General features: G+C 64.7%; 33 protein-coding genes. 16 read left to right on the top strand and 17 right to left on the bottom strand.

The genetic code is table 11. The features are described 5' to 3' along the window. Both Harman_RS07515 and Harman_RS07510 read left to right on the top strand, forming a co-directional pair. Window positions 1-330, top strand: coding sequence for a hypothetical protein (locus Harman_RS07515; protein ID WP_137683202.1), 330 nt, complete (start codon window positions 1-3; stop codon window positions 328-330). Continuing rightward, the gene (locus tag Harman_RS07510; RefSeq protein ID WP_137683745.1) at window positions 327-620 is read left to right on the top strand and encodes a DUF7521 family protein; all 294 of its coding nucleotides are present in this window, start codon (window positions 327-329) and stop codon (window positions 618-620) included. The genes Harman_RS07515 and Harman_RS07510 overlap by 4 nt, the downstream gene beginning before the upstream one ends. A 57-nt stretch (window positions 621-677) precedes the next feature. Here Harman_RS07510 and Harman_RS07505 read toward each other — a convergent pair whose 3' ends face one another. Next, window positions 678-872, bottom strand: a complete 195-nt coding sequence (locus Harman_RS07505) for a cold-shock protein (protein WP_004516469.1) — start codon at window positions 870-872, stop codon at window positions 678-680. A gap of 162 nt (window positions 873-1,034) precedes the next feature. Between Harman_RS07505 and Harman_RS07500 the strand changes: the two genes are divergently transcribed. Then, the gene (locus Harman_RS07500) at window positions 1,035-2,762 is read left to right on the top strand and encodes an ATP-dependent DNA helicase (protein ID WP_137683201.1); all 1,728 of its coding nucleotides are present in this window, start codon (window positions 1,035-1,037) and stop codon (window positions 2,760-2,762) included. Window positions 2,763-2,970: 208 nt separating this feature from the next. Here the strand turns inward: Harman_RS07500 and Harman_RS07495 are convergent, their stop codons facing one another. From Harman_RS07495 to Harman_RS07475, 5 genes are all read right to left on the bottom strand, one after another. Then, window positions 2,971-3,276 carry a hypothetical protein gene (locus Harman_RS07495; RefSeq protein WP_137683200.1) on the bottom strand — a complete coding sequence of 102 codons (306 nt, stop codon included), beginning with the start codon at window positions 3,274-3,276 and terminating at the stop codon, window positions 2,971-2,973. 51 nt (window positions 3,277-3,327) lie between these two features. Beyond that, window positions 3,328-3,609 (bottom strand): ArsR/SmtB family transcription factor, encoded by a 282-nt coding sequence (locus Harman_RS07490; protein ID WP_137683199.1) that lies wholly within the window; start codon window positions 3,607-3,609, stop codon window positions 3,328-3,330. A 57-nt stretch (window positions 3,610-3,666) separates the two neighbouring features. Continuing rightward, on the bottom strand, window positions 3,667-4,980 hold the full coding sequence (locus tag Harman_RS07485; protein WP_137683198.1) for a ferritin-like domain-containing protein: 1,314 nt from the start codon (window positions 4,978-4,980) through the stop codon (window positions 3,667-3,669). 302 nt (window positions 4,981-5,282) lie between these two features. After that, window positions 5,283-6,338 (bottom strand): class I SAM-dependent methyltransferase, encoded by a 1,056-nt coding sequence (locus tag Harman_RS07480; RefSeq protein WP_137683197.1) that lies wholly within the window; start codon window positions 6,336-6,338, stop codon window positions 5,283-5,285. Then, the gene (locus Harman_RS07475) at window positions 6,331-7,476 is read right to left on the bottom strand and encodes a 60S ribosomal export protein NMD3 (RefSeq protein WP_137683196.1); all 1,146 of its coding nucleotides are present in this window, start codon (window positions 7,474-7,476) and stop codon (window positions 6,331-6,333) included. Before Harman_RS07475 ends, Harman_RS07480 begins: the two co-directional genes overlap by 8 nt. 123 nt (window positions 7,477-7,599) lie before the next feature. Between Harman_RS07475 and htpX the strand changes: the two genes are divergently transcribed. From htpX to radA, 3 genes are all read left to right on the top strand, one after another. Further along, window positions 7,600-8,478 (top strand): zinc metalloprotease HtpX, encoded by an 879-nt coding sequence (htpX, locus tag Harman_RS07470; protein WP_137683195.1) that lies wholly within the window; start codon window positions 7,600-7,602, stop codon window positions 8,476-8,478. Window positions 8,479-8,860: 382 nt separating this feature from the next. Further along, window positions 8,861-9,478, top strand: coding sequence for a PspA-associated protein PspAB (gene pspAB / locus Harman_RS07465; protein WP_053966954.1), 618 nt, complete (start codon window positions 8,861-8,863; stop codon window positions 9,476-9,478). A gap of 252 nt (window positions 9,479-9,730) precedes the next feature. Further along, complete coding sequence (gene radA, locus Harman_RS07460; protein ID WP_137683194.1) at window positions 9,731-10,780, top strand: DNA repair and recombination protein RadA; 1,050 nt, start codon at window positions 9,731-9,733, stop codon at window positions 10,778-10,780. Window positions 10,781-11,202: 422 nt separating this feature from the next. Here the strand turns inward: radA and Harman_RS07455 are convergent, their stop codons facing one another. Both Harman_RS07455 and Harman_RS07450 read right to left on the bottom strand, forming a co-directional pair. Further along, a complete protein-coding gene (locus Harman_RS07455) occupies window positions 11,203-12,255 on the bottom strand; it encodes an aldo/keto reductase (RefSeq protein ID WP_137683193.1) in 1,053 nt (350 codons plus the stop codon). A 24-nt stretch (window positions 12,256-12,279) separates the two neighbouring features. Continuing rightward, the gene (locus tag Harman_RS07450; RefSeq protein WP_137683192.1) at window positions 12,280-13,296 is read right to left on the bottom strand and encodes a CPBP family intramembrane glutamic endopeptidase; all 1,017 of its coding nucleotides are present in this window, start codon (window positions 13,294-13,296) and stop codon (window positions 12,280-12,282) included. Between the two features lie 138 nt (window positions 13,297-13,434). Between Harman_RS07450 and Harman_RS07445 the strand changes: the two genes are divergently transcribed. The 4 genes from Harman_RS07445 (at window position 13,435) to Harman_RS07430 (ending at window position 16,266) form a co-directional block, all read left to right on the top strand. Further along, window positions 13,435-14,340, top strand: coding sequence for an acyltransferase (locus Harman_RS07445; RefSeq protein ID WP_137683191.1), 906 nt, complete (start codon window positions 13,435-13,437; stop codon window positions 14,338-14,340). Window positions 14,341-14,391: 51 nt separating this feature from the next. Then, window positions 14,392-15,099, top strand: coding sequence for an Nmad3 family putative nucleotide modification protein (locus Harman_RS07440; RefSeq protein ID WP_137683190.1), 708 nt, complete (start codon window positions 14,392-14,394; stop codon window positions 15,097-15,099). A 73-nt stretch (window positions 15,100-15,172) separates the two neighbouring features. Continuing rightward, the gene (locus Harman_RS07435) at window positions 15,173-15,859 is read left to right on the top strand and encodes an RAD55 family ATPase (protein WP_137683189.1); all 687 of its coding nucleotides are present in this window, start codon (window positions 15,173-15,175) and stop codon (window positions 15,857-15,859) included. Continuing rightward, window positions 15,856-16,266 (top strand): hypothetical protein, encoded by a 411-nt coding sequence (locus Harman_RS07430; RefSeq protein WP_137683188.1) that lies wholly within the window; start codon window positions 15,856-15,858, stop codon window positions 16,264-16,266. Before Harman_RS07435 ends, Harman_RS07430 begins: the two co-directional genes overlap by 4 nt. Before the next feature lie 161 nt (window positions 16,267-16,427). Here Harman_RS07430 and Harman_RS07425 read toward each other — a convergent pair whose 3' ends face one another. Beyond that, the gene (locus Harman_RS07425; RefSeq protein WP_137683187.1) at window positions 16,428-16,715 is read right to left on the bottom strand and encodes a DUF5789 family protein; all 288 of its coding nucleotides are present in this window, start codon (window positions 16,713-16,715) and stop codon (window positions 16,428-16,430) included. Window positions 16,716-16,861: 146 nt separating this feature from the next. On the opposite strand from Harman_RS07425, the gene Harman_RS07420 reads away from it, so the two are divergent. From Harman_RS07420 to Harman_RS07415, 3 genes are all read left to right on the top strand, one after another. Then, complete coding sequence (locus Harman_RS07420; RefSeq protein WP_137683186.1) at window positions 16,862-17,638, top strand: PHP domain-containing protein; 777 nt, start codon at window positions 16,862-16,864, stop codon at window positions 17,636-17,638. 54 nt (window positions 17,639-17,692) lie between these two features. Further along, entirely contained in the window at window positions 17,693-17,857 is a 165-nt protein-coding gene (locus tag Harman_RS21465) for a DUF6757 family protein (RefSeq protein ID WP_004516452.1), read from the top strand. A 95-nt stretch (window positions 17,858-17,952) separates the two neighbouring features. Continuing rightward, the gene (locus Harman_RS07415; RefSeq protein ID WP_137683185.1) at window positions 17,953-18,420 is read left to right on the top strand and encodes a cupin domain-containing protein; all 468 of its coding nucleotides are present in this window, start codon (window positions 17,953-17,955) and stop codon (window positions 18,418-18,420) included. A 24-nt stretch (window positions 18,421-18,444) separates the two neighbouring features. On the opposite strand, the gene Harman_RS07410 is transcribed toward Harman_RS07415, so the two are convergent. The 7 genes from Harman_RS07410 to Harman_RS07385 form a co-directional block, all read right to left on the bottom strand. Next, window positions 18,445-19,161, bottom strand: coding sequence for a type 1 glutamine amidotransferase (locus tag Harman_RS07410; RefSeq protein ID WP_137683184.1), 717 nt, complete (start codon window positions 19,159-19,161; stop codon window positions 18,445-18,447). Window positions 19,162-19,406: 245 nt separating this feature from the next. Further along, window positions 19,407-19,544 (bottom strand): hypothetical protein, encoded by a 138-nt coding sequence (locus tag Harman_RS21460; protein WP_200830855.1) that lies wholly within the window; start codon window positions 19,542-19,544, stop codon window positions 19,407-19,409. A gap of 74 nt (window positions 19,545-19,618) precedes the next feature. After that, complete coding sequence (locus Harman_RS07405) at window positions 19,619-19,804, bottom strand: hypothetical protein (RefSeq protein ID WP_137683183.1); 186 nt, start codon at window positions 19,802-19,804, stop codon at window positions 19,619-19,621. A 6-nt stretch (window positions 19,805-19,810) separates the two neighbouring features. After that, window positions 19,811-20,605, bottom strand: coding sequence for an aldo/keto reductase (locus tag Harman_RS07400; RefSeq protein ID WP_137683744.1), 795 nt, complete (start codon window positions 20,603-20,605; stop codon window positions 19,811-19,813). A 119-nt stretch (window positions 20,606-20,724) separates the two neighbouring features. Further along, on the bottom strand, window positions 20,725-21,708 hold the full coding sequence (locus tag Harman_RS07395; RefSeq protein ID WP_137683182.1) for a Gfo/Idh/MocA family protein: 984 nt from the start codon (window positions 21,706-21,708) through the stop codon (window positions 20,725-20,727). A 30-nt stretch (window positions 21,709-21,738) separates the two neighbouring features. Continuing rightward, the gene (locus Harman_RS07390) at window positions 21,739-23,028 is read right to left on the bottom strand and encodes a hypothetical protein (protein ID WP_137683181.1); all 1,290 of its coding nucleotides are present in this window, start codon (window positions 23,026-23,028) and stop codon (window positions 21,739-21,741) included. 114 nt (window positions 23,029-23,142) lie between these two features. Further along, window positions 23,143-23,430 carry a zinc ribbon domain-containing protein gene (locus Harman_RS07385; RefSeq protein ID WP_137683180.1) on the bottom strand — a complete coding sequence of 96 codons (288 nt, stop codon included), beginning with the start codon at window positions 23,428-23,430 and terminating at the stop codon, window positions 23,143-23,145. A gap of 184 nt (window positions 23,431-23,614) precedes the next feature. Here Harman_RS07385 and Harman_RS07380 point away from each other — a divergent pair, with 184 nt between their 5' ends. Beyond that, the gene (locus Harman_RS07380; protein ID WP_137683179.1) at window positions 23,615-24,052 is read left to right on the top strand and encodes a DUF6735 family protein; all 438 of its coding nucleotides are present in this window, start codon (window positions 23,615-23,617) and stop codon (window positions 24,050-24,052) included. A gap of 9 nt (window positions 24,053-24,061) precedes the next feature. Next, on the top strand, window positions 24,062-24,781 hold the full coding sequence (gene nucS / locus Harman_RS07375; RefSeq protein ID WP_137683178.1) for an endonuclease NucS: 720 nt from the start codon (window positions 24,062-24,064) through the stop codon (window positions 24,779-24,781). Between the two features lie 72 nt (window positions 24,782-24,853). Here the strand turns inward: nucS and Harman_RS07370 are convergent, their stop codons facing one another. Then, window positions 24,854-25,096 carry a HalOD1 output domain-containing protein gene (locus Harman_RS07370; protein ID WP_235007172.1) on the bottom strand — a complete coding sequence of 81 codons (243 nt, stop codon included), beginning with the start codon at window positions 25,094-25,096 and terminating at the stop codon, window positions 24,854-24,856. A 125-nt stretch (window positions 25,097-25,221) separates the two neighbouring features. On the opposite strand from Harman_RS07370, the gene Harman_RS07365 reads away from it, so the two are divergent. Then, a complete protein-coding gene (locus Harman_RS07365) occupies window positions 25,222-25,938 on the top strand; it encodes a helix-turn-helix domain-containing protein (RefSeq protein WP_137683176.1) in 717 nt (238 codons plus the stop codon). Window positions 25,939-25,941: the final 3 nt, after the last annotated feature.

Genomic DNA, 25,941 nt, shown 5'->3' with positions numbered 1-25,941 from the left:
ATGCTCGCGACGCTACTCCAGTTACGAACGGGCGGAACCGAGCCGGGAATCGCGCTAGCCGTCGTCGCGCTCTCGCTCCTCTCGGTCGCGCTCTCGGCCGCCATCGCCGTCGTCCTCGTCCGCGGCTACCGTCGCGGGCCGGGCCGGAGCAGCATGCTGATGCTTGCCATCGGGCTGCTCCTGCTCACGACCGTGCCGGAACTCCTCCGAATCACGCTGCCCACGGCCACCGGCGTCGGCGTGGTCGGGCGGTCGCTCCTCGTGAGCGCCTGCGAACTGCTGGGACTCGGAACAATCCTGTGGACCGTTTACAGGGGTGGGTCGTCGTGACGGTGGTCCTCGACTTGCTCGCACCGGGTCTCGTCGCGGAACTCTCGCGGGCCGTGACGGCCGTCGTCGGACTGTTCGTCGCGTCGCTGGCCTACCGCGGCTACCGACGCAACGACGCACCGAAGATGCAGTGGCTCGCCGTCGGTATTGCGTCGCTGACTGCCGGCGTCTACGCCACCGTCACCGTCGCTGACTGGGCGGGCGCCGGAACCGGGGTCGTGTTACTCGTCAGGGGTCTCGTGACCGTTGCAGGGCTCTGTGCCGTGCTGTACGCGCTGCTCGTCGAGTGAGCGTCTGATAAAACAAAGTGTCAGATGTGGTCGCCCGAAGGCGACCGGAAATCTGCCTTAGTTGCGGACGACGTTCGTCGCGCGGGGGCCTTTGTCGGCCTGTTCGATGTCGAATTCGATCTCCTCGCCTTCTTCGAGGTCAGGGCCGCCAACGTCTTCCATGTGGAAGAAAACGTCATCGTCCGCGTCCTCAGTCGAGATGAAACCGTAACCGCCTGTGTCGTTGAAGAAATCAACCTTACCGTTTGCCATTGCAAATATACGTACAGGGGGTATATGTATAAGCGTTCCGAGAGTTGCAGTACCACGACCGTGGGCCTGTGAACACGACTCATCCCGATAATATCTCATAGCTGGCCGACGCTCACCCGACGACAAGAAAGGTTTAGGCCGCCTCGTCCGTTGCCTTCTGGCGTGTACCCCGCGCGGATTACCGACGAGTTCCCGGCCCCGTCCTACCGGGGCAATCAGAAGCAGGCCCTGGCCGATATCCGTGCGGCCTTCGAGAGCGGCAAAGACGTGGTCCTCGTTCGTGCGCCGACCGGCAGCGGCAAGTCCCTGCTCGCCCGGGCCATTGCCGGCTGTGCTCGGACCGCAGGCGAGGCCGCCGCCGAGCAGGTCATCGACGCCTACTACACCACGCCGCAGGTCTCCCAGCTCGACGACGTGGCCGAGGACGCCCTGCTGGAGGACCTCTGTGTCATCCGCGGGAAGAACAACTACGACTGCATCCTCCCTGGTGAGACGGACACGCCGGTGAACCAGGCGCCGTGCGTGCGCGAACGAAAATTCGACTGCCAGGTCAAACACCGCTGTCCGTACTTCTCCGACCGCGCTATCGCATCGAACCGGCGCATCGCCGCGATGACGCTGGCCTATTTCATGCAGACCGCCGGCAGCGACGTGTTCGGGAAACGCGACGTGGTCGTCATTGACGAGGCCCACGGCCTGGGCGAGTGGGCCGAGATGTACGCCACCATCGACCTCTCGCCGCAGTCGATTCCGATGTGGAACGATATCGACGTGCCCGACATCGATGGGCTGGACGAGGCTGTTGCCTTCACCGAGCGCGTCGAACACCTCGCCGAGCGCCGTGTGAAGGAACTGCGACAGAAGGCGGAGTTGACTGGTGAGGAAGTTGCTGAACGGGACTCGCTGAACACGCTTCGGCAGGACCTCGGGTGGTTCCGTGAGGACTACACAGACACCGAGAGCGCGACCACCTGGGTCGTCGACCAGGCCGACGGCGAGCACGCGCCGGTGACGATCAAGCCGATGAACCCCGAGCGCTACCTCAAACACACTGTCTGGGACCGGGGCAACCGCTTTGCCCTGCTGTCGGCGACGATCCTCAACAAGGAAGCGTTCTGTGCGAACGTCGGCCTCGACCCCAGCAATGTCGCACTCGTGGAGGTGGGCCACACCTTCCCCGTCGAGAATCGGCCGCTGTACGACGTGGCCCAGGGGAAGATGACCTACGAGCAGCGCGACGACACGCTGCCCGACATTGCCAGAACTATCGTCCGCATCATGGCTAACCACCCCGACGAGAAGGGCCTCGTCCACTGTCACTCGTACGCTATTCAGGAACAACTCAAGGACCTGCTCGACGACTTCGGCGTCGGCGCGCGCGTTCGGACTCACGACAAAGACGGCCGGGACGGAGCATTATCCGCCTGGAAGCGTAGCGACAACCCCGACGTGTTCCTCTCGGTGAAGATGGAGGAAGCCCTCGACCTCGAAGGCGACCTGTGTCGCTGGCAGGTCCTCTGTAAGGCCCCCTATCCCAACACCCGCGATTCCCGCGTCGCCCGACGGCTCGAAGACGACCAGTGGGGCTGGTACTATCGGACGGCGTTGCGGACGGTCATCCAGGCCTGTGGCCGCGTCGTCCGCGCGCCCAACGACCACGGCGCGACGTATCTCGCGGACTCGTCGCTGCTCGACCTCTTTGACCGCGCCGAGCACGACATGCCGGACTGGTTCCGCGCCCAGGTCGACCGGCTCTCGGAACCCGACCTGCCGCGGTTCGCGCCGGACCGGGCGCTTGCGGGACTCAGTTCGGGGACGAAACGCCGGCACGACCGTTCGCGCTCGCGGTCGGGAGACGGAAACCACCCGCTTTCGGACGTATGGGACTAGAAGAAGGCGAAGGCTAATCCGTACACCACGGACGACCCGACCATCAGGCCGACCAGTATGATAGCGATAATCTGTTGTCTGTCCATGGCTGCTCTTGAGTACTCGCCTAATTAGGCGTTACGACCGATTCTCTGGATTTTTTGAGTTAGCGGCAAATCCGCCTTGCTACCCCAGAAGCTGTCATCCCCAGTCACAACATACGACTCGCTCAGTCGAGTGTGACCCACGCCAGAAACACCAGGGCGGCCGTTTCCAGGGCGTGAAACACGACCATCGCCTGCCACGCGGGGTCCGGCACCTGGTTGCTGAACCACGCTGTCAGTATCGGGTCGAGGAAGTAGACGTACAGCGCGAACCCGTTCTCGATGCAGAGAATCGCCGCGAACAGCACCATCCCGAGGGTATGTTTCGACCGCAGGCGGAGATAGCTCTTCACCCACACTGAGCCGAGGACGAGGAGCAACAGCACGTTCGCGGCACTTGCGACGCGCGCCAGGTCGAGCCAGAGGCTCATCTGTTTGCCTCCCTGCGCGGGTCGGTAGTCGTCTCGGGGCTGTCGTGGGTCTCAATCATTGTCTAGTGTCTCGAGTATCTCTTCGACGAGGGACCAGTGGTTACGGACCGTCTCCGACGGCAGGTACACCGCCCCATAGTCGTCGCCGCTTGCGGTCACCACCTCGTTGTCGGTCAGCACGTCGAGGTGATGCCGGACGGTGTCGTAATTGAGGTCTAAGTCCTCCGCGAGCTGGTTGGGGTTTCGTGGCCGCTCGTCGATGCAGCGCAGGATGCGGGCGCGGTTGTAGCCACCGCGCGTCCCCGCGAGCACGTACCAGAGGACGGCCTCCATTGCTATGGCCCACTCAAGCAGCCTACCTAAGGCCGTCGACTGGGTCACCAACCACCGTTAGCTCTCGACAATAAACTGCCCGGCGATTTCGGTGACCTCGGACATCGTCTGTGGTTCGTCGACGCCGGCCGGGAACGGCGACTCGTCGTTGAGTTCGTTGAGGAAGGCGGCGTGACGGGCCTCGACGCTGTGAATGGCGATGGCGGCCGAGAACACGTTGTCGTTAGACACCGTCGGCGCAGCCCCCTTGTAGGCGGCGACGCCGGTGTTTTCGAGGGCTTTGGCGACAGCGAGGAACTCGCTGGGGGTCTCGTAGCCGAAGTCGTACTCGGCTTCCTCGACAGGGGAGCCGCCGAGTTGCTCGACGGTGTCGCTGATGGCGGCGACGTGGGCGGCCTCGTGCTCGCCGGCCGTGGCGAGGCGGTCGGGCACGGTCATCCGGAGGTCCTCGCCGAGCGAGGACAGCACGTCGGCGTTCAGCAGTTCGTCGTCGCTGAACGTCTCCAAGCCCTCGCGGTAGAAGGCGTTCTCTAAGTGTTCGAGCGTCAGCGCGTAGTTCAGAACGTCCACGTCGGAGGTGTCGTCGTCGGCCTTGCGGTCGTGGGTCGCGCGGTCGTCATCGAGTTCGTAGACGCTCGGGTCCACTTCGCTCGTGACGAACTGGCCGGCGACCTCCAGCACCTCTTCCATCGAACTGGCTTCGTCGACGGCATTGGGGTAGGGGCTGTCGCCGTTGACGAGGTTCAGGAAACTCGCGTGGCGGGCCTCGACGCTGTGGATGCCGGCGGCGGCACCCAGGATGTCGTTATCGACGACCATCGGCGCGGCACCGGCGTAGGCAGCGACGCCGGTATTTTCGAGGGCTTTGGCGACGGCGAGGAACTCGCTGGGGGTCTCGTAGCCGAAGTCGTACTCCCCCTCTTCGATGGGGGTGCCGTGCAGGCTCTCGACGGTGTCGCTGATGGCGGCGACGTGGGCGGCCTCGTGCTCGCCGACGACCTGCAGGTACTCCGGCACCTCCATGCGCACGCGCTCGTCGAACGACGCGAGCACGTCGGCGTTCATCAGTTCCTCGTCGCTGAACGTCTCAAGGCCCTCGCGGTAGAAGGCGTTCTCCAAGTGCTCTAAGGTGAGCGCGTAGTTGAGAATCGGCACGTCGTCGGCTGGCGGCATTGGCGTGTCCGTCTCCTCCATGGTGTCGGTCTCCATGGTCTCCGTCTCCATCTCCTCCGTCTCCATCGACTCGGTCACCGTGCTACTCGAGCCGCTGTCACTGCCCGCACAGCCGGCGAGTGCGGCCAGGCTGAGGGTGGCAGTCGTGCCGAGGAATGCGCGCCGCGTCCGGTCGGATGTATCGTCGGTTGGGTTCATGGCTTCGACTACACAGAGACACCACCACCCTAAACCAATTTTCCGAACTCTGACATTAATTCGGCGGAACTGCGACAGAACTCTCTCCCAAATTCGCCGGTGAACGAGTGTTCCGGTGACGGGTATGACGAAGAAAGCGCAAAAACTGGGCTTCAGACACTACTTTTGAACAAGATACACCTGTCAACTCATTTTTCACGGACCGCCGCTCGGTCCGGTATCGACAGCCGGAGACAACGTTCAGACTTATGATAGCTCTGCACAGCAGCACCGTCACTGTCGGTGTCCGGCGACCGGTCGGGTTACTGCACCCGAGCGTCGACGACGACGTGGGCGACGCCCTCGCTGTACTCCTTGACCCGTCGGGTGTCCAGAATCTCTACTTCCCGGTCGGCTTCGGCGGCGGCCGCCTCCAGTCGCTCGATGGGTCGGTCGAACACCAGCGCGTCCGGCGTCGCTTCGTGCATGTGGAGGACGCCACCGGACGCGAGCGCGTCGAGCGCGCTGTCGAGGTACTCGTGTGCTTCATAGTAGCCCATCACGATTCGGTCGGCCCGTCCTTCCTCGGCGAACCCCGGGACGACTTCCTGACAGTCGGCCCGATACGGATGAACTCGCTCGTCCACGTCGTTCAGCATAACGTTCTCGACGAGAAAGCGAAACGCCGTCGGATTGCGTTCGACGGCGGTGACCTGCGCGCCGGCGCGGGCCATCGGGAGCGTGAAGTAGCCGATGCCGGCGAACATATCCAGCACGCGCTCGCCCGCCGCGACGGTTTCTCCCATCCGCGCCCGCTCGGCCTTGTTCCCGGGCGAAAACATCACTTCCGCGAGATCCATCGCGTAGTGCGTGCCGTGTTCGGTGTGGACCGTCTCTGTGTCGCCGTCGCCGGCGATGACCTCGACGCTGGGTTCGCGGTGCTCGCCGGAGATGCCGTGGCGGGCCAGCACCGTTTCGGCCTCGCCGTGGAGGGCAAGCAGCGCCTCGCCGACCTCTGCCGGTCGGGGGCTGTCGCCGATGTCGACCAGCACGACGGAGCCAAGGACGGCCCAGGAACTCGGCGCGGCGGCGATCTCCTCGTCGGTCCAGCCCCGCTCCCGGAGGTGGTCATCGAGGGTCTTGAGGCGGCGCTCGCCGACCTGCCGGACGACCTCCCGGAACTGGGTCTCCTGTGGCGGGGCAGTTACCGGAATAGCGACGCTGTCCTCGGTCCACTCGGTGACGCTTCTGGTGTCGTCGTAGACGCCCTCGGCCCGCAGGGATTCGATGGCTGCCTGCGAGCGGAGTTTGTCGACGACAGCGGCGAGGCGCTGCTCGTCTGTCTCGCCCGTCTCGCGGCCGGAACTGTCGTCACTCATCGGTATCCGTGTCCTCCCCATCGGCTGGGAGGACGTGCAGCCCGGCGTGGCTCTTCAGCACCGGCACTTCGTCGGCGTCGGTGTCGAGGTACGCCGGCCGCGGGACGGTCTTGCTCTCGAACGTTTCGGGGTCTAACACCTGGACGGCGTTGTCGTCCTCGACGGCGACGAGTGTGGTCTGTTGGCTGTCCTCGCGGAACCCCAGCCGTCTGGCGTCGGGCGTCTCGCCCTCCTCGAAACTGGCCTCGTAGTCCTCGCCGGTCGTCAAACGAACGCCCTTGAGATTCCCCTGGACCGAGCGGACCAGCACCGGGCCGTCGCCGTCCTCCGGGTCGATGACCTCGCCCTGGCGATACCGTGGCAGCCGGACGGCGTAGGTCATCCGGTACAGCTCCTGGCCGTCCTCGTCCTCGGAGATAAGCCGCCGGGAATCGGAGTAGGAGCCCCCCAGCTGGGCGGTGATGCGCTTGGCGATGCCAAGCCCCATCTGGTTGGTCGAAATCTTCATGTCCAGCCCGTCGTCGACGGTCTTTGTCTCGGTGATGAAGGCGTTGCGGTCGCCAGTCTCCTCGCGGGCGGCGACGTACTCCTGAGCGATTTCTTCGGCCCGCTCGCGCTCGTCGTCGGTCGGCACGCGCTCGTCGGCCCGCACCTGGACGATGCTGGCGAAGGAGCCGCCAGCGATTTTCCCGCAGCGCTTGCACGTCTGCCGGGAGATGCGGACGGGGACGGTGACTTCCTCGGTGACCGGCGTCCCGCGGATGACGCCGGAGAACTCCGCGTGCATGCGGATGTTGTTCTTGTCGAGTTGCTCGGGAGCGACCTGCCAGGCGACCGACTGGGCGTCGACGTGAATCCCCAGCGCTTCGCTGACCTGCTCGACGGCGATGTCGGTGTAGTCCTCCGCACCGATGTCGACCCAGCGGTTCCCCTTGTGGACCGCGCCACATCGCGAACAGACCCGAACCTGGATGGTGTCGGGGGCGTCCACCAGGTCGAACTCCTCGAAGTAACAGGCGTCACAGAGGACGTGCTCGGAGTTGCGCTGACCGCCAGCACCCGCTAACTCCGGGCGCTCGTCGGTGCCCTCCGGTATCTCGTCGCCGCAGCGTGGACAGAACTCTCCCGACCGGCTCATTACACTGTTGTACTGTACTGAACCGTTTAAGCCGTGTGTTCCACCTGTCGGGGTCGGCCGCCTGCCGTGTGGCGCTTTCACACGATGGCGAGGTTTTAGAGTGTCGCCCGTCTATCACTGGGTATGGAGTGGCAAACAGACTGGGGGCTCCGCGGCCGCATGGCCCTGACGATGTTCCTGCTGTTCGCGCTGTACATCGTCTTCCTCGGAGCGCTCACGCTGTATTTCAGCAACCTCGCGCTCATCGTGGTCGTCATGGGACTGTTCCTCGGCGCGCAGTTCTTCTTCAGCGACAAGCTCGCCCTGTACTCGATGGGAGCCCGGACGGTCGAACCGGAGGAGTACCCCGAACTCCACCGGATGGTCGACCGCCTCTCCCAGCAGGCCGACCTCCCGAAGCCGAAAGTCGCCGTCGCCGACTCCCGGGTGCCCAACGCCTTCGCCACCGGTCGGTCCAAGAGCAGTTCGGCCGTCTGCGTGACGACGGGCATCATGGACACGCTGGACCAGGACGAACTGGAGGGGGTTCTCGCCCACGAACTGGCCCACATCAAGAACCGCGACGTGATGGTGATGACCATCGCGTCGTTCCTCTCGACGATTGCCTTCCTTATCGTCCGGTGGGGCTGGCTGTTCAGCGGCGGCCGCGAACGCGGCGGCCAGCAGGTGCCGGTCATCGTCGCCATCCTCATCTCGCTGGTCGTCTGGGTCGTCTCCTTCCTCCTGATTCGGGCGCTTAGCCGCTACCGCGAGTACGCCGCCGACCGCGGCGGGGCGATGATTACCGGCAAACCCGCCGCCCTCGCGAACGCGCTGATGAAAATCGACGGCCGGATGGACAAAGTTCCCAAAGAGGACATGCGCGACCAGGCGGAGATGAACGCCTTCTTCATCATCCCCATCAGGGTTGGCTGGATCGGCCAACTGTTCAGCACGCATCCCTCGACGGAGAAGCGCATCGACCGCTTGCAGGACCTCGAACGCGAACTCGAAGGGCGCTAGCTCGGTTGGTTTTCTGACTGTCGGCTATAACGTAGTGTGTCTTCTCGTGGTAGCTCCTGTGCAGAGCCAGAAAGCTCCCAACCCGCTCCAGTCCCACCCGGCATGGATTGACCAACCGGCTACGGGCGGGACTGAAAGGGGCGTTGTCGGCGCTGTGCGCCGACTGCTCGGGAGATTTCCGGTCTCCCGGTGGCTGTCTGAACGATGGCGGACGACGTAAGCACTGGAACGAACGGAGTGAGTGAAACGCGCAGCGAGTCCCCCGAGTTCAGACAGACGGGGCTTTCTGGCCGTTAGAACAGTTGTCCTTGTCTTCGGACACAACCCCATCAACTACTCGAGACACAAACCACCTTGGTCCCCGGCCCGTAGGGACTCGCATATGGGACTGCTCGACGGACTCAAGAGCGTCCTCGGGGTGAAAGCCGAGGCCGACGCGACGCGCGATGCCGACCCTGACGACCTGTTCGGGATGAGTACCGCCTACATCACGATGGAGGCCGACCTGGGGTACGAGTCGACCGGCGAGGCGGCGCTGTGTTTCGCCGACGTGGACAGCACGGACTTCCAGGACGCCGTCGACGAAGTCGAATCCATCCTCGACGCCGGGATGGTCGAGACGGGCACACGGGCCACCTTCGAGACTGACGACCACGGCTACCAGTGGGTCGTCCTCCACGACGACGACTTCGAGGACCTGCTCACGTCGATTCACTTCGCCGCGGACACGCTTGTCGAGCGGCGCTATGGCTCACGCCTGCTCGCTGCCCTGTTCGCGTTCGAGCATGCGCGCGACGACCAGACCGTCTACTGGGTGTACTCCTTCCGCCGGGGCGCGTACTACCCGTTCGCGCCGGACCCCCACGACAGCCACGAGCGCAACACGTCCGCCGAGTTCAAACTGGACAGCAACCTCAGCGACGAAATCACCGTCGAGGACGACAAGGAGTACTGGTACCCGCTGTGGCCCGACCGCCCCGGTTACCATCCCTGGGAGTGAGATGACCGACGGCGGCGTCGCCGTCAGTGACCACGTTCGGCCGAACGAGGGCGGCGCTGACTGGCCCCACCCTCGTCGGGGCGCTCCTGCTCGTCTACCTCGGCCGACCTGAGCCCCTTTCCACCGCATTCCGATACCCTTCACTTCTAAAACTCCCGATTCCGTCCCGTACCATCCCATTGCTGTCCGGCACTTTCACTTTCACTCTGGTGTTAACGAGGCTTTATACCCCCGGACGCACAAGGCATGTCCATGTCCGCAAGTGAGGACCTCGAAGAGCTGCCGGGTGTCGGTCCGGCGACAGCAGAGAAACTCGAAGAGAACGGCTACGACTCCTACCAGGGTATTGCGGTCGCCTCCCCCGGGGAACTGTCGAACACGGCCGACATCGGCGAGTCGTCGGCGGCCGACATCATCAACGCGGCCCGCGAGGCGGCCGACATCGGCGGCTTCGAGACCGGCTCAACGGTGCTCGAACGCCGCGAGCAGATCGGGAAGCTCTCCTGGGGCGTCGACGAGGTAGACGACCTGCTGGGCGGGGGCGTCGAGACCCAGTCCATCACCGAGGTGTACGGCGAGTTCGGGGCTGGCAAGTCCCAGGTGACCCACCAGCTCTCGGTCAACGTCCAGCTCCCGGCCGAACACGGCGGGCTGGAAGGCAGCGCTATCTTCGTCGACTCCGAAGACACGTTCCGACCCGAGCGTATCGAACAGATGGTCAAGGGCCTCGACGACGAGGTACTGGCCGACACGCTGGTCCTCCACGGTATCGTTGAGGAGGCGGACGACGCGGACCCAACCGACGAGGCCCAGCTGGATAACCTCGTCGCCTCCGTCTTGGAGAAGATCCACGTCGCGAAGGCGTTCAACTCTAACCACCAGATCCTCCTGGCTGAGAAGGCCCAGGAGATCGCCAGCGAGAGCCAGGACGAGGAGTTCCCCGTCCGACTGCTCGCCGTCGACTCGCTGACTGCGCACTTCCGCGCCGAGTACGTCGGCCGTGGCGAACTCGCCGACCGCCAGCAGAAGCTCAACAAGCACCTCCACGACCTGATGCGGGTGGGCGACCTCAACAATACTGCCGTCGTCGTCACCAACCAGGTCGCCTCCAACCCCGACTCCTTCTTCGGTGACCCGACCCAGCCTATCGGTGGCAACATCCTCGGCCACACGTCGACGTTCCGGATGTACCTCCGCAAGTCCAAGGGGAACAAACGGATCGTCAAGCTCGTCGACGCGCCGAACCTCCCGGACGGCGAAGGCGTCATGCGCGTCGAAGAAGACGGCCTGCTGGACGAGTAATTTACATTCGTCGGGACCGCCGTCGCCCGCTGTTTTCTGCGTCGGTTCATGTCACTGCTCGCAAACCATCCAGACTGGCATGTGGATTGCTCCCGCGTTTCGAACCCCTCCGTTTCACCTCGAACCCGCTCCCGTCCAGCGTCTTGCGGCTGTCTGACGGACCGGAGTGAATGTGAAACGCCACCACCCTAACCGCCGGACGGCGGGACATCTCCTGTCGAAACAGAGGGGTACAACCGGAGAACCGACAGATAGCTGTCCGGTTGCTGGTGACTTTCAGGGGTCAGGTATCGACTGGAGATTTCAGCGTCCCGGGTCGCTGGTCGGCTGGACTGATGATTTGGCAGAAAATCCGTTTGAAGCGGCGGACACAGTTGCCCGGTCTGTCGTGGCCTATGTGTCGGCGCTACAACGCCTCGCCGTCAGTCCCCGGCGGATTTCATGCCGGTCTCTTCGAGGTCCGCACCGCCGACCGACGAGCGCAGGGCGTCCATCCCGTCGTCGCGGTCGATACCGAAGTTGTCGGCGTACAGGTCCTGCACGCGCTCGTACTCCTCGTCGCTGAGCGGCGGCGTGTCGGGCGCGCCGGCCCACTCGTCGATGTCGGCGTTGGTCCGGAACGTCGGCGTGACCGACGCCACCTCGTCGTGATAGAGGAGCCACTGGATGGCGGCCTGGCCCATCGTCCGCTCGCCGTCGCGCTCTAAGAACCGCAGGGTCTCCAGCTTCTCGAAGCCGGTCTCGTACCATTCCGTAGGCCGGTGCGCGCGGTGGTCGTCGGCCTCGAACTCCGTCTTGGGGGTCACCTGCTCGTTCAGCAGGCCCGAGGAGTGAGGGACACGGGCGAGAATCGACGTGTCGGCGTTTTGCTCGCGGATGGTGTCGATGAAGTGCTGGCCGGGGGTCTGCTCGAAGAGGTTAAAGACGGTCTGGAGCGCGTCGAACTCGTTGGCGACGGCGGCGTCGCCCTCGGCGAGCCAGCCGATGGAGGGGCCGAGCGCCCAGCCGATGGCCTCGACCTTGCCTTCCTCGCGGAGTTCGTCGAGCGCTTCCAGCACGTCCTCGTCGACCTCGTCGACGTTGGCGTTGTGCAGCATCAGCAGTTCGACGTGGTCCATGCCGAGGCGGTCGAGCGAGCGGTCGACGGCGGTGTGGACCCACTCCGGCGTGACTTTCTTCGGGAGTTCGCCGTGGCCGGCCTGGGGGTTGTTGTAGAAGTCGTACCCGATCTTCGTCGAGACGGTGACTTCCTCGCGGTGTTCTGCCAGCGCCTCGCCGATGATCTCCTCGCTGTCGCCGTGGCCGTACACGTCGCCGGTGTCGAAGAACGTCACGTCCTCCTCAAGCGCGTGCTGGACCATGTCGATGGCGTCCTCGTGAGTGCGGTCGCCCCACCAGTCCGTGCCGACGACCCAGGCACCGAAGCCGACCTCTGAGACCTCGACGCCGGAGTTTCCGAGTGTCGCGTATTCCATACCCGACGTAGCGGCGCTGTCCACTTAGCCGTCTTGGTTTGCGGTATCGGACCGTGTCCGAATCCGGAGGTCGGGGGTGGCGATGTCGTCCAGCAGTTCGACTGCGCCGTACTCGCGGCGGACCCACCAGTACAGCGCGGCCCCGCCGACGCCGAGCAGGGGGAGAGCGATGAGTCCGCCTTCGGGGCCGAACTCGCCGCCAGTCAGTAGCGTGGGGCCGGTTGCGTCAGTCGAGAGCAGGGACACGCCCATCCGCAGGCCGCTGACGGGGAAATCGAGCAACGCGAGCGTGTAGTTCCAGGCGACGTGGAAGCCGGTGGCGACCCCGAGCCGACCGGTCAGGATGTAGCACGCACCAAGCAGGAGGCCATAGAGGGTGATGTTGGTCACGCTGAGCAGCGAGGCGCTGGGGTTCGTCCAGTGGAGGACGCCGAACAGCGCGCCCGTCAGCGCCGTCGCGGCGATGATTGCACGTCGCTTGCCGATCCAGCTGACGAGCCCCTCGGCCGCGTTCGTCAGGAGGTAGCCGCGGACGAGTACCTCCTCGGCGGTCGCCTGGACGAGGAAGAACGCCCCGAGAATGAGAACGGCGACCGGCGGTCCGAACGCCGTCAGGGGAAGCAGCCCGCTGTCAACGGTTGCGAGGGCGACGCTGACCTCGACGAATCCGACGGCCAGTTCGACAAGCAGTACAAGTGTTGGAAGCCCGATACCGAGTCCGAGTCCGAAGGCCGCGTCGCGCCACCACTGTCGGTCCAACCCCAGCCCGTAGTCGGCGAGCGTCCGTCGGTCGAGCAGATAGCCGATTCCGACCGCGATAGCCGTTCCGGCGGCGAAGACGCTGATCTGTCGGCCGACGACGAACGTCGGCCCGGACAGGTTCGCCAGGCCCCCCACTAGTCCCACAAGGCCTGCGGTGACGATGAGGCCGAACCCGGTGAGAAACAGCCAGACCGTGACCCGCCAGGGCGCTCGTAGTCGGCGCTCTGTGGGGTTGATAATGTAGCGCCGTACCTCCATGATGAAGTCCGACCTGACCATGTCGTCGCGTGGAGCGGTGGCGTCTTAACTGTGGCTTGCTCGCCGAACCGAGTGTCACACGGTGTCGTGACGCGGACGTTATCGGATGGGTCCCACGTAACGGAAACCCCTATCTGCCCGCGAGACTACGTCTTCGACATGACGAAGCGTCACGTGTCGCTGCCGCCGCTCGCCGAAGAGGGGCTCAGGGCGTTTATCGACGAAGTCGACGAACGCCTTTCCGGCGACGAGGATACCTGTGATGTTGTCACCGACGTGCTCGTCGACCTGCACGGCGACCGGGAGGCCTACGAGCGCTGGCAGGACGGCGCGGATATCTCCCCGGCCGAGCGGGTCCGGCTTCAGGGGTATGACCCCTGTAACACGACCCTCGAAAGCGAGTACTACGCCGAGAAAGACGAGGAGCGGTTCAAACGCTCGAAGCACCTGCAGTGGCTCTGGCGGCAGTTCGACGCGACGCCGATGGCGGACAACGTCGAGTTCGCACTTCGGTTCCGGCGGATGCTCGCCGACCACCTCTTTGACTCCTGTGGCGAGGGCTGTCGGTTCTTCAAGGGTATCAGTTTCACCTACGGCCACAACATCGAAATCGGCGACAACGTCGTCGTCCACGACGATGTCCACCTTGACGACCGCGGGAAACTCACTATCGGTGACCGCGTCTCTATCTCCGATGACACCCACGTCTACAGCCACGACCACGACGCCGTCGACCAGACGCAGGTCGACAACTACCACACCATCATCGAGGACGACGTGCGCCTGACCTACGACTCGATGGTCCGGGCGGGCGTCAAGGTCGGGGAAAACGCCATCCTCGCGGCGAAGTCCATCGCCGGCAAGGACATCCCTGCCCACCACATCGCTGCGGGCACGCCGGCGAAGTCACTGACCGTCAAGGACGGCTGGGAGTCTGTCGCGGAGCCTATCGAGGGGGCGAACGTCGACCGCCGTGCCGAGCGGCAACTATCCGTTGACCTGCCCGAGGGGCTGGAGCAGTTCGACGAGTTCCAGCGGGACCTCCAGCCGCCGGACCGACAGTAACTGGCGACGGCGTGCCGGCAGTCCTTTTGTTGCGCCCGCCGACGGTCACGTATGCGAAGCGTCGCCATCAACGTCGGAGCCAACACGAACGAGCCCGGTTTTCGCGGCCCGCTGTTTCCCGACGGTTCCTTCGAATACATCCCGATACCCGAGTCGAAACCGACCAGCGAACCCGTGCCGACCTACGGTGACCTCGACCTGCGGACCGACGTTTCTGCGGTGGCCGACCAGCCGGTCCACTTCGACCCGGAGTTTCCGGAGGCCGGCGGCGAACGCTACACCTACGGCGACGAACATGGCGTGAAGGCGGGGCCGCTTTCGGAACTCTCGGCCGGCGACTACCTGTTTTTCTACGCGACGCTCTCGACTGTCGAGGACCGTCCGGCCTGGGCCTCGCCGGAGTGGGGTGCCCACATTATCGGCCACTTCCGGCTTGCTCGTGACGCGGTGTCCGGCGAGGCGTACCACTCACTCCCGTCCGAGGAACAGGCCCAGTTCGATTCGAACGCACACGTGAAACGCGACCCCTTCGACGCTCGCGTTCTCATCCGTGGCAACGCCAACGAGTCGCGACTGTACGACACGGTCGTCCCGCTGTCGGCACCGAGCGGCGGCACCGACGCGAACGAACTGGTCACTGAGCTGTCGTCTGATTCGGGGAAGGGGCCGTGGTGGCGGCGGCCGATGCGGTTCGACGAGGCCGGGACGGAGCGGCTGCTCGAACTGGCTGATAGTCACCCCAGCGCTATCGACCGTTGATGCAGCCGAATAAGTTATCACCGGTGAAAATAGAAGGTGAAAGCATATGTCCAGACGGACTCAGGTAGCTGATATGCGTCTCTCTAGTGGGGTCCCCGGTTTCGACGAACTCATTGAAGGGGGGTTGCTCCCGAATCGCCTCTACGTGGTCAGCGGCCCACCTGGCAGCGGGAAGACTACTTTCTGTTCACAGTTCATCACGCAGGGCGTCAAAGAGGGCGAGACGTGCCTGTACGTGACGATGCACGAGACCAAGACGGAGCTGATGCAGGACATGGCCGGCTACGAGTTCGGCTTCGACCGAGCGATGCAGTCCGACGCCATCCAGTTCCTGAACCTCGTCACCGAGAGCGGGAAACGAACGATTACGCAGTTCGGCAGCGAGGGCGGGCTGACGAACCGGCTGGTCGCCTACATCCGACAGAACGACATCCAGCGGGTCGTCATCGACTCGACGATGCTGTTGCAGCATTTCATGAATGATGTCGAAGACGAAATTACGGGCTTTCTCTCCGCGCTGAAACAGACGGACGCGACGACGCTGCTCATCTCCGAGATGACCGACCCCTCCTCGTACAGCGACGAGCACTACCTTGCCCACGGCGTCATCTTCTTCCACAACTTCCTCGAAAACGGGAGCATGACCCGCGGTGTCCAGGTCATCAAGATGCGGGGCACCGCTATCGACTGTGACATCCGGGAGATATCCTTCTCCGACTCCGGGCTGCAGGTCCACGCTGATCGGAAAGTGGAGTCATGAGTCGATACGAGCGCGAGTTCGGGACCGACTGGGAGGCCCTCGACAAGGACGAGGCCACCGACCGGGCCTACGCCATCGGTGTCGCCGAGCGCCTCGGGGAGTACAACCGCGAGGAGCTCGAAGCCATCTACGCCGAGATGAACTCGGCGTACCACAAGAGCATGGTCGAACTCGCGTACGACGAAGGGCGCAACGAGGCCAAGGAAGCGGCGGAGACGACCAGCGCCGACCGGGACGCCCTCTGGGCTGACCTGGTCAACGGTGAAAAGACGTACATCGACGAAAGCGACGTGCCAACCGGCGGCCGCGACGGACTGCCGTCGGCGCTCGACTCCTCGGAACTGCTCGACAAGCAGTCAATCGACAGCACCGACGCCGTCGACAAGCCGGATTTTCTCGACCGGTAACTCTCTCGCGCGTGTGCACTCACACTGAGCGATGGCTATCACCCACGGTGACAGCGACAGCGCTGTCGCTCATGAGTGAAAAACGAATCAGACGGGGGGCCCCGTCCAGAGCTGGGATGACCGCGTTTGGCCGCGGTCAGTAGGAAGTAGCTGTCAGGTCGTCAGAACGAGACTTCTTCGGGGCCGTCCTCGCCCATGCAGACCGGGTCGCGGTCGGAGTAGCCCTTCCGGCCGATGGCCTTGCTCGACACGCCGGAAAAGGCCGCGAACTCGGCGTCTTCCGCGCTCTCGAAGGTTTCCGGGGCCGACCGACTGAGCGCGTCACCCAGGCGCTCGGTGCCGTTTGGCAGTTCCAGTTCCATGTCGCCGTCGCTTTCGATGATTTCTTCGGCGGAGATCGGGTAGTCGTACGATTGGAAGGCGTCCGTCGCGTTGCTTAGCATTCGCATATCTCGGGAAAGTTCATGGTCGTTAATAAACCTTCACTATAGATAATCATAATGTCCCTTAATGCGTATAAGGCACTCACGAGCCATGTGTCCGTGTCCCATGATTTTAGCGGAAGCGGCTTCCCGCTGGGAGTTGTGGGATCGGTATGGTCGTCGCTGACTTGCACGTACACACGACCCGCTCCGATGGGGCCCTCTCCTTTGACGAGGTCCCGGCCGCCGCGAACCGAGCGGGTGTCGAGATCGTCGCCGTCACGGACCACGACCGACTCCAGCCCGAACTCGACGGCCCCATCGCTGAGCGGGACGGCGTGACCCTCCTCCACGGCATCGAACTCCGCGTTGAAACCGAGACGCAGCGACTGGACCTGCTGGGCTACGGCGTCGACCCGACCGACGAACTCCGGGCCGAGTGCGACCGCATCCAGCGGAACCGCCGCGAACGCGGCGCGCGAATCATCGATTGCGTCGAGGACCGCCTTGGCGTGTCACTCCCCGTCGAACCGCGCGATGGCCTGGGTCGGCCCCATATCGCCCGCGCTATCGCCGAGGTGTCCGACCACACCTTCCAGTCCGCGTTCGACGAACTCATCGGCGGCGACTGTCCGTGCTACGTCGCCCGGGAGGTCCCTTCATTCGAGCGCGGCTGTGCGGTACTCTCGGATGCGTGCGGGCTGGTCGGCCTCGCTCACCCGTTCAGATACCCCAATACGGAAGCCGCGCTGTCCCGATGTGCTCCGCTCGACGCCGTCGAACGGTGGTATCCCTACGGCCGCACGGTCGACGACAGCCTCGTCGACGACGCTATCGAGCGGTATGACCTCGTCCCGACCGGCGGCAGCGACGCCCACGGCGAGACGCTGGGTGGGACCGGCCTCGATGCGGCCGCCTGGGACCGGGTCGAAACGGCGCTCGGCGTCTGACGATTGGCAGACGGAACCCGAGGGTTCAATGTCGTCCGGGACTATCATTCAAGTATGCAGTGTCACTACTGCGACCGTGAGGCCGACATCGCCGTCGAGAACGACGGCGTCAAGGTCGGTGTCTGCAAGACACATTTCCGTGAACAGATGGCGGAACTGGAAGACGCCGACTGGCTCGAAGACCTCGACGAGGAACTCGATATCGACCGACGCGAGTGATCGACGCTCCGTTTCTCTTCTCTTGCCGTAGCGGGATCGCCACAGCGTCTCCCGTCTGACCAACGATTAAGGACTGTCCGGCTGTACTGACAGCTATGGAGAAAGTCACCGTCGACACCGTCGAGCCTCGAATGGGGCCGGCGTCGGTCAAGCGAGCGCTCGCCGGGCCGCTCGACGCCGACGACATCGCGCTGAACTACTATGAACTGGAGCCCGGCGACTCCTTCGGCTTCGGCTACCACCGCCACCCAAACCAGGAGGAGGTGTTTCTGGTTCAGTCGGGCACAGCGACGTTCGAGACGGAGGACGGTGACGTGCGCGTCGAGGCCGGCGAGGCCATCCGATTTGCCCCTGGCGAGTGGCAACGCGGCTACAACGACGGCAACGAACGCGTCGTTGCGCTCGCGCTCGGCGCGCCACAGGAGATGGGCGACACTGAGATGCTCCGACACTGCGAGGACTGTGGCGGGCGCACGCACAACTACGTCGAGATGACGGATGACCGGGACGCGCTGGTGACTCGCTGTGAGGAATGTGGAGCCGAGACCGGCCGATTCACCTGACCCGCCCGCAAATACGGCGAGAGCTCAGTCGTCGGCAGCGGCAGCGGAGCCGGTCCCGTCGCGCGCTTGACGCGCGGCGAACGTGGTGAAATTGTCGAACAGCTGCTTGGCCTCGCAGGCCGCGCGGTAGTTCTCCTCGGTGACACCGTCCAGCACCGCTTCGATGCGCTCGTCGGAGAGCTGGTCGTCCTTCCCTTCCGTCACTGTCTCGGCTGTTTCGGGGTCGTACTCGGGGTGGAACTGGACCGAGAAGACGTTGCCCTTCCGGAACCCGTGGACGCCGTAGTCGTTCTCGGCGAACGTGGTCGCGCCCGGCGGCACCTCGGCGACGTGGTCCGAATGCGTCGTGAAGACGGTAAAGGACTCGTTGACGCCGGCGAGCAATTCGTTCTCGCCGTCGTGTTCGACGGTCCGGTAGCCGATCTCGTACTCGTCCATCGGCTCGACGGTGCCGCCCAGCGCGTGCGCCAGCAGTTGGTGGCCGAAACAGACGCCCAGGAACGCGATATCGCGGTCAATTGCCTCGCCGACCCAGGCTTCGAGGTCCCGGATCCAGGGCTCGTCCCAGTAGACCGACGCGCGGCTGCCGGTGACCAGACAGCCGTCGAACGCGAAGGTGTCGGGTAGTTCGCGTTCGGTCACGTCGTATTCCACGAGGTCGGCGTCGAGCTCCCGCCGGAAGTTCCGGCGGTTGTCCTCGCCGTCGTGGGCTGCGTTCAGCAGGGCGATTCGTGGCCTCATTACCAGTACGGAGCGGTTCAAACCCTAAAAACATGCGTACCGGCGGCAGTGCTTGCCGGCCACGGTGACGGGCACAATTTGGCGGAGACGGTCTCGTTCGGTTTTGTGACGCCGCTCTCTGGCTGTTGCTGTACGGTCAGAACACGATGTCGGTGTACCGTGGCTGTGAGTGCCGCAGCTATCGTAGCCAAGCGAACGTACAGAACCGTCTCACCCGCTGCAGGCTGTCAACTGCGATATACGCGTTACGTCTGGTCCGCTTCCGGGTTGTTCGTGCGGCGATAGGAGCCGACCATCTTCCACAGCGTGTCGTTGAAGTCGTCCTCGCTGGCTTCGCTCTCGATCTGCCGGTACAGGTTCTCCGAGACTTCGATACGAGGCATCAGGTGTGTATAGAGAGCGGGAGTAAATAAATCTCCGCTGACACGGAACCGAGTAAAAGCTTCAACGCGCCCCTCTAGGGGCCGTATAACCATTTGGCTCCGAAGAAGACGAACCACGCCATCCAGATGCAGAAGATGACCAGCCACGTCCCGTACTGGACCGTCGGGTCAGGAACCAGCACGTAGGCCACGACGAGCAACGCGGCGACGCTCGCGGCGGCCGTGGCGTCCCAGCGGTCCAGTGCGGGCGGTTCGACCATCGGGGACTACTGTGAGATGCCGTAGGTGTCGTCGTCCCAGTCGTTGATGCCGGTGTCGTACACCGGCTGCTCGCGCTCGATACCGTCGATGCGCTCGCGATCCGCGGCCTCGAGTTCCCAGTCGAACAGCTCGAGGTTCTGTCGGACGTGTTCGGGCGAGGAAGATTTGGGCAGCACGACCACCTCGTTCTCGACTGCCCATTTCAGGATGACCTGCGCGGGCGACTTGTCGTATTTCTCGGCCAGGTCCTGAATGACCTCGTCGGCGAACACTTCGGTCCGGCCAAGCGGCGCGGCCGCCTCGACGACGGTATCGGTGTCGCGGCAGAACTCGACGACCTGGTCCTGGGTGTTCCAGGGGTGGTACTCGATCTGGTTGACGGCGATGGGCACGTCGGCGACGTGCTGGGCGGCCCCGAGCTGGTACGCGCTGAAGTTCGAGACGCCGACGTTGCGGATCTTCCCCTGGTCTTTGAGCGTCGCCATCGCGTTCATCGTCTCGCGGATGGAGGTGGCGGGGTTGGGCCAGTGGACGAGATACAGGTCGAGATAGTCGGTCCCGAGGCGGTCCAGCGACGCCTCGCAGGCCTCGATGACGGACTCGTAGTCGAGGTGCTTGGGCAGTACCTTCGACGTGAGGAAGACGTCGCTGCGGTCGTAGTCGGCCAGCGCCTCGCCGATCTCGGCCTCGTTCTTGTAGCCTTCGGCCGTGTCGACGTGGGCGTAGCCCGCATCCAGTCCGGCTCGAACGGACTCTTGGACGGTCTCGCCGCCGATGTCCCACGTCCCGACGCCGACCATCGGCAGTTCGTCGCCACTCGGTAGTGTCACTGTAGGGGGTGTCACAGTACGTGTCTCACTCGCCGCAGTCAAAACCGTTTCGCGCTCTGTCACAACAGGCCACACGACCGCCCCGTGTCTCACTCCGGTTGGGCCACGTCGACCGGCTCCCCGGTGTCGGCGCTGCGGGCCAGCGCGTCCATCGTGCGCATGTTCCCCAGCGTCTCGGCACGGTCGATTGGCGGCGTCTCGCCGCTCTCGACGGCGTCCGCGAACGCCTCGACCTGCAACTGGTAGTGGTCGACCGGGTCGAACGTCTCGGTGACTTCGCGGCCGTCGACGCTGTAGGTCAGTGAGACTGACTGGTCGTGCTCCGGGCCGAAGCAGTTCGGCGCTTCGAGCCACCCGTCGTCGGTCTCGACCCGATAGTAGTCCCGGTCCGGGCCGTCGAAGCCACAGGAAACGGAGGCGACGCGCCCGTCGTCGTACGAGAGGACGCCGCTGAGGTTCGTGTCCACGCCGCTATCCCAGGAGTCTCGCGTGTGGGCGAACGCGCGGTTCGGCTCGCCGAGGAAGCCCCGCGCCGCGCTGACGGCGTAACAGCCCACGTCCATCAGGCTCCCGCCGGCCAGTTCCGGATCGAGCCGGATGTTGTCGGGGTCGTCGAGTGGGAACTTGAACGACGCGTCGACGGTGTGAATCTCGCCCAGTTCCTCCTCGACGATTTCTCTGGCTCGCTGGGTCCGCGGGTGGAACTGGTACATGAACGCCTCCATCAGGGCGACGCCCTGGTCGGCACAGTAGTCGAAGAGGTCTGCCGCCTCGGCGGTGTCGACCGCCAGCGGTTTCTCACAGAGCACGTCGAGGCCGTGGTCGGCGGCCCGCTGGCTCCACTCGGCGTGGAGCGCGTTCGGGAGCGGGTTGTACACCGCGTCGATGTCCGCCTCAGCGAACATCGTCTCGTAGTCGCCGAAGGCGCTGTCGATACCGAGGCTGTCGGCCACATCGCTGGCCCGCTCACGGCTTCGGGAGCTGATGGCTGCGACCGTGTGGTCCGATTTCTGGATGCCCGGAATCACGTCTTCGCGCCCGATTTTCGCTGTCGAGATGACGCCAAAGCGCATACCGGTTCCCCAGCCTCCTCCGATAAACAATTATCGACTTTTCGGCACCGCCTCGATACCGGCTAGCTCCTCCGATGTGACGGCTGGTTCGTCAGCCGACGGGTCGCGCCTGTCGGGGACGAGTTCGGCTGCCACCTCGCGCGCCCGCTCGAAGTGAGCCTCGGCATCTTCGCACTCGGCCGCGGGAGCCGCTCGGTCGGGTGCGCCGCCGACTGCACGTTGTCGCCCCGCCTCGCGGTGTGCGTCGACCACTTCGACGGCGATGTCTGCGAGCGCCTGCCGGAGCGACGCCCGGTCTCCGTCGAACCGGCGCTCCCGCCCCCAGTCCAGTTCGTATGCCGTTCGGTACCGGTCGAGGGCGTCCTCCCAGTGACTGGCCCGTTCTGCCGGGTCGGTCGCGGCTCTGGCCGCGCTCGCGGCCACCTGCGCCACGTCGACCGGGGCCGACAGCAGTTCGGTGTACTCGTCTTCGACCGCGTTACGGGCGGATTTGATCGTCGCCGCCGACGGCTGCGGTGCGGTCACCGCCAGCGCCCGGTCGTATTCGTCGGTGGCCTGTGCGTACGCGTCCGCGGCCGATTCGTACTCCTGACTCTCCCATGCGCGCCGGGCCACGTCGCGGTGTTTCTCGGCCGCTTTGACGTGGCGTCGGCGCTGACAGGTGTCGATTCGCGTCTGCACTCGCTGGAGTCGGTCATCGATAGCTGCTGCCGTCTCCTCGCCCAGTGTTTCCACCCGTCGCCGGCCGCTGCCGAGTGCTTCTTGTGCGGACGCGATGCGTGCCGCTGCCGTGTCGATATTCCCCGCTTCCAGCGCGTTCGCTGCGGCCTCAACCTGGGACTCGGCCCGGTCACACTCGGTCAGCATCCGCGTCCATCTCTGTGTGGCTTCGTCAACGAACCGCTGCACTGGGGCCAGATCGCCCTTGCACTCGAAGACCCAGCGGTCCTCACCGACGGTGACGATTTCGAGCGTCGATGTCCTGAGACCCGACGTGCAGTCGACGGCCACGATGTCCTCGTAGGGGAGCGAGACGGTCCGGTCACCGGTGTCGTCGCCGACGACGAAGCGAACCTGAACCGTCGTGGCGAGCAGAAACGCGCGGTAGTCGCCCGCCGGCGTGAGCGCTTCGCCGTCGCCCTGAGCAGTGGTAACGCCGGCGCGGTCGTTGTACGCAAGGTATCGCGGTGTCTCTGTTGTCGGTACATGCTGGCCCAGCGGTTGCTGAAGCCGGCGCGTGCGTCCGAACAGCCCGTCGGTGTCCGCCCGGTCGAATATCTCCGGTCGGTCCGAGGACTGCAGGTCGATGACGTTCTCCATTGTCCACCCCGCTCGTGACAGTATATTCGAACTTTCACGTCAAAGAAATAAATCCTTTGGCCGACGCAACCGCTCGAACCGAATGGTTTGAGCGACAGTGGTGTGCGAACTGCGTCAGTACGGCTGGCTTCGGTCCGCCGGCTGCCGTTGCGGGTTCCCGCTTGTCAGGTCGGCGACACACTGGCGGCAGAACTGGTAGTCCTGCTCGTTTCTCGCCCCGCAGTGGGGGCAGTCGATGGATTCAGTGCTGTCGTCGGTGGCGTCGCCACGGCGCCCTTCCGCATCGCCCTGCCCCGTCGCACCCGCGGGGTCGCCCCGGTGCCGGTAGGCGTACAGCATGGTCAGGACGTGGAGCCCCACGAGAAGCGCGATTGCGCCGTAGAGCCACTCGCTCACCATCATATGTTACTGTACGGGAACGTCCTACTTGAGGGTTGTGCCGGGTTACCAAGGGTCGGCGATTTCGGTCGGTCTCGGCCCCTCACCGGTGGCTGAGTCGGGGGCGAACGGGTTCCGCAGGCCAGCGTTCAAATAGGACCACGCGGCCAGGGGTGCCCATGCCCGCTCACACATCCGGTGGTCCCTGATGGGCCGGCGAACGCTCGTAGCCGTCACCCGCCCAGACGGCCGCTACGACTGCCGCATCGCCCACTGGGGCGTCGACGCCGACCCCGTCGCTCAGTCCCGTCCGCTCGGGAGTGACTGGCCGGCGTCGGCCGTCCTCGCTGCCCTTGATGCGACTTACGAACAGCTAGTCCTTCTCGATGGCTCGGTTCGGACCTACGCTGTCTGTTGGCTCGACCCGACGTTGTCGGACATCGACGACATCGCCCTCGCCCGCACCGACGACCCCGATGCGTTCCGGACGTGGTGGGTCGACCGCAAGGACGAGGTGTGTCGTGCTCTCGACAGCGAGGATCGGGACCCAGCAAGTGTCCGACGTGCCCTGCTCGCATCGCTCCGGGACCGCGCCGCGTCCGTCCACTGCCCCGACGACGCGTCCTTTTTACGCGGGGACCGCTAACCGCCACACGTGACCGCCGTCGAGACGCTGACCTATCCCGATCCCGCCGACGCGCTGGACCTCGCGTCACGCGCCACTGACCGCGGCGCGCTGGTGACGCTCGTTGGCTCCTGTACGGTCGAGTACGAGGGCCGGGCGACCAGTTCGCTGGGACCGGGCGACCGCCACGTGATGCTCAAGCCCGACGGGGCCGCGCTGGTCCACACCGACGAGGGCCAGCAGCCGGTGAACTGGCAGCCGCCGGGCTGTGAGCACAGCGTCAGCGTCGACGACGGCTCGCTGGTCGTTCGCTCCACGCGGTCGACCCCCGAGGAGTCCCTAGAAGTCGTCTTCGAGACGGTGGCCCACGCCGCCGCCTTCGACGTGAGCGATTCCGAAGACCTCGCGCTCACCGGAACCGAAGCCGACCTGAAAGACCGCATCCTCGACGAGCCGGCGCTGGTCGAGTCCGGTTTCACGCCGCTTGCGACCGAACGCGAGACGCCCGCCGGTGCAGTCGACATCTACGGCGAGGACGCCGACGGCCGGACGACGATTCTGGAACTCAAACGCCGACGTGTGGGTCCCGACGCCGTCGGCCAACTGGGCCGGTACGTCGATGCGCTGGACCGCGATCTGCACGCTGACACCGAGGTCCGGGGCATCCTCGTCGCGCCCTCGGTGACGGACCGAGCGCGGCAGTTACTCGCCGAGAAAGGGTTGGAGTTCGTCTCGCTGGAGCCGCCGTGACTGCTCGTTCACGTTCTTCACGCCGGAGGTGTCCGCGTTGCCACCGCTCCGACTGGCGACACCACCCCGAAGCTACCGGTCTACGGTGACCGTTCCATCGGTATCGACGACCACGCGGTGGCCGCTGTAGTCGAACGCGACGTGGGCGTCGGTGTTCGATTCGGCGATGCACACCGTCAGTGCGTCCGGATTGATACTGTCGGCCAGCGGCGGGAGTGACTCCGTCGGTTGTCCCTCTGCGGCCGCCACGGCGCGAACGACCGCGGTGACAATTGATTGCTCGGGGCCGTGGGCTTCGATAACGGATGATGACATTCCAGACACGGTTCTTTATTCCTCATAATAAATACAATAGCCAGACGTAAAGTTCAGTATGGCTAGCATAACCAACATCACGAACCATGCCAACATTATTCACGACGTACTCACTACGCTTCTGTATGTCACAACAGCCTGGTGACGGCCGGGCGGTTACACGCGTGGAGTTTGACCTCTCTGATGGGCCGTATCCCTTTGTATCGGTATCTGAGTCGGAATCGTGCTCGGTGATTCTGGAGAAATGCCTCCCACGGACAGACGACACGTACGCGGAGTTCTTCTCAATCGAGGGCGCTCGTCCCGACCGGCTTGCTGAGCGTGCCGAGGACGACCCACGGCGTGAGGCACGGGTGCTCGACCGGACCAGCGACGGCGGCCTGGTCGAACTAGACGTACAGGACAGTTGTCCCGCTGTCTCGCTTGCGGACGCCGGTGCGGTGCCACAGACCGCTCGGGGTGTCGACGGTCAGGGGACCGTTGTGGCCGACGTGCCAGAGCAAACGGAGACGGCGGCGGTTATCGAGGAATTCCTAGCGTCCTATCCCGATGCCGACCTCGCCGCGAAACAGCACCGTGAGTCCATCGTGCCGCTGTTCGGGTTCCAGAACTTCGCTGCCCTCACCGAGTCGCTGACCGACCGCCAGCGGGAGGTCCTCGAAACGGCCCACGAAGCGGGCTACTACAACTGGCCCCGCGGGGCGACGGCCGCGGACCTGGCGGACCGCCTCGACATCTCCGAGCCCACGCTGCACAAGCACCTGCGAGCCGCCGAACAGAAACTCGTCGCGGCCATGTTCGCCTGCCCGCACGAAGAACTGGCCGCTGACAGCGATAGCTGATCT

Origin of the sequence: Haloarcula mannanilytica (genome assembly GCF_005406125.1) — an archaeon.
Classification (GTDB): domain Archaea; phylum Halobacteriota; class Halobacteria; order Halobacteriales; family Haloarculaceae; genus Haloarcula; species Haloarcula mannanilytica.
This window is presented reverse-complemented; position numbering and strand designations above follow the sequence as displayed.

Excerpts from the sequence above, each read along its gene's own strand:
- Harman_RS07515 (WP_137683202.1), top strand. The coding sequence starts at position 1 with ATGCTCGCGACGCTACTCCAGTTACGAACGGGCGGAACCGAGCCGGGA.
- Harman_RS07505 (WP_004516469.1), bottom strand. The coding sequence starts at position 872 with ATGGCAAACGGTAAGGTTGATTTCTTCAACGACACAGGCGGTTACGGT.
- Harman_RS07495 (WP_137683200.1), bottom strand. The coding sequence starts at position 3,276 with ATGAGCCTCTGGCTCGACCTGGCGCGCGTCGCAAGTGCCGCGAACGTG.
- Harman_RS07490 (WP_137683199.1), bottom strand. The coding sequence starts at position 3,609 with ATGGAGGCCGTCCTCTGGTACGTGCTCGCGGGGACGCGCGGTGGCTAC.
- Harman_RS07485 (WP_137683198.1), bottom strand. The coding sequence starts at position 4,980 with ATGAACCCAACCGACGATACATCCGACCGGACGCGGCGCGCATTCCTC.
- Harman_RS07480 (WP_137683197.1), bottom strand. The coding sequence starts at position 6,338 with ATGAGTGACGACAGTTCCGGCCGCGAGACGGGCGAGACAGACGAGCAG.
- Harman_RS07475 (WP_137683196.1), bottom strand. The coding sequence starts at position 7,476 with ATGAGCCGGTCGGGAGAGTTCTGTCCACGCTGCGGCGACGAGATACCG.
- htpX (WP_137683195.1), top strand. The coding sequence starts at position 7,600 with ATGGAGTGGCAAACAGACTGGGGGCTCCGCGGCCGCATGGCCCTGACG.
- pspAB (WP_053966954.1), top strand. The coding sequence starts at position 8,861 with ATGGGACTGCTCGACGGACTCAAGAGCGTCCTCGGGGTGAAAGCCGAG.
- radA (WP_137683194.1), top strand. The coding sequence starts at position 9,731 with ATGTCCGCAAGTGAGGACCTCGAAGAGCTGCCGGGTGTCGGTCCGGCG.
- Harman_RS07455 (WP_137683193.1), bottom strand. The coding sequence starts at position 12,255 with ATGGAATACGCGACACTCGGAAACTCCGGCGTCGAGGTCTCAGAGGTC.
- Harman_RS07450 (WP_137683192.1), bottom strand. The coding sequence starts at position 13,296 with ATGGTCAGGTCGGACTTCATCATGGAGGTACGGCGCTACATTATCAAC.
- Harman_RS07445 (WP_137683191.1), top strand. The coding sequence starts at position 13,435 with ATGACGAAGCGTCACGTGTCGCTGCCGCCGCTCGCCGAAGAGGGGCTC.
- Harman_RS07440 (WP_137683190.1), top strand. The coding sequence starts at position 14,392 with ATGCGAAGCGTCGCCATCAACGTCGGAGCCAACACGAACGAGCCCGGT.
- Harman_RS07435 (WP_137683189.1), top strand. The coding sequence starts at position 15,173 with ATGCGTCTCTCTAGTGGGGTCCCCGGTTTCGACGAACTCATTGAAGGG.
- Harman_RS07430 (WP_137683188.1), top strand. The coding sequence starts at position 15,856 with ATGAGTCGATACGAGCGCGAGTTCGGGACCGACTGGGAGGCCCTCGAC.
- Harman_RS07425 (WP_137683187.1), bottom strand. The coding sequence starts at position 16,715 with ATGCGAATGCTAAGCAACGCGACGGACGCCTTCCAATCGTACGACTAC.
- Harman_RS07420 (WP_137683186.1), top strand. The coding sequence starts at position 16,862 with ATGGTCGTCGCTGACTTGCACGTACACACGACCCGCTCCGATGGGGCC.
- Harman_RS21465 (WP_004516452.1), top strand. The coding sequence starts at position 17,693 with ATGCAGTGTCACTACTGCGACCGTGAGGCCGACATCGCCGTCGAGAAC.
- Harman_RS07415 (WP_137683185.1), top strand. The coding sequence starts at position 17,953 with ATGGAGAAAGTCACCGTCGACACCGTCGAGCCTCGAATGGGGCCGGCG.
- Harman_RS07410 (WP_137683184.1), bottom strand. The coding sequence starts at position 19,161 with ATGAGGCCACGAATCGCCCTGCTGAACGCAGCCCACGACGGCGAGGAC.
- Harman_RS21460 (WP_200830855.1), bottom strand. The coding sequence starts at position 19,544 with ATGCCTCGTATCGAAGTCTCGGAGAACCTGTACCGGCAGATCGAGAGC.
- Harman_RS07405 (WP_137683183.1), bottom strand. The coding sequence starts at position 19,804 with ATGGTCGAACCGCCCGCACTGGACCGCTGGGACGCCACGGCCGCCGCG.
- Harman_RS07400 (WP_137683744.1), bottom strand. The coding sequence starts at position 20,605 with ATGGTCGGCGTCGGGACGTGGGACATCGGCGGCGAGACCGTCCAAGAG.
- Harman_RS07395 (WP_137683182.1), bottom strand. The coding sequence starts at position 21,708 with ATGCGCTTTGGCGTCATCTCGACAGCGAAAATCGGGCGCGAAGACGTG.
- Harman_RS07390 (WP_137683181.1), bottom strand. The coding sequence starts at position 23,028 with ATGGAGAACGTCATCGACCTGCAGTCCTCGGACCGACCGGAGATATTC.
- Harman_RS07385 (WP_137683180.1), bottom strand. The coding sequence starts at position 23,430 with ATGATGGTGAGCGAGTGGCTCTACGGCGCAATCGCGCTTCTCGTGGGG.
- Harman_RS07380 (WP_137683179.1), top strand. The coding sequence starts at position 23,615 with ATGGGCCGGCGAACGCTCGTAGCCGTCACCCGCCCAGACGGCCGCTAC.
- Harman_RS07370 (WP_235007172.1), bottom strand. The coding sequence starts at position 25,096 with ATGTCATCATCCGTTATCGAAGCCCACGGCCCCGAGCAATCAATTGTC.
- Harman_RS07365 (WP_137683176.1), top strand. The coding sequence starts at position 25,222 with ATGTCACAACAGCCTGGTGACGGCCGGGCGGTTACACGCGTGGAGTTT.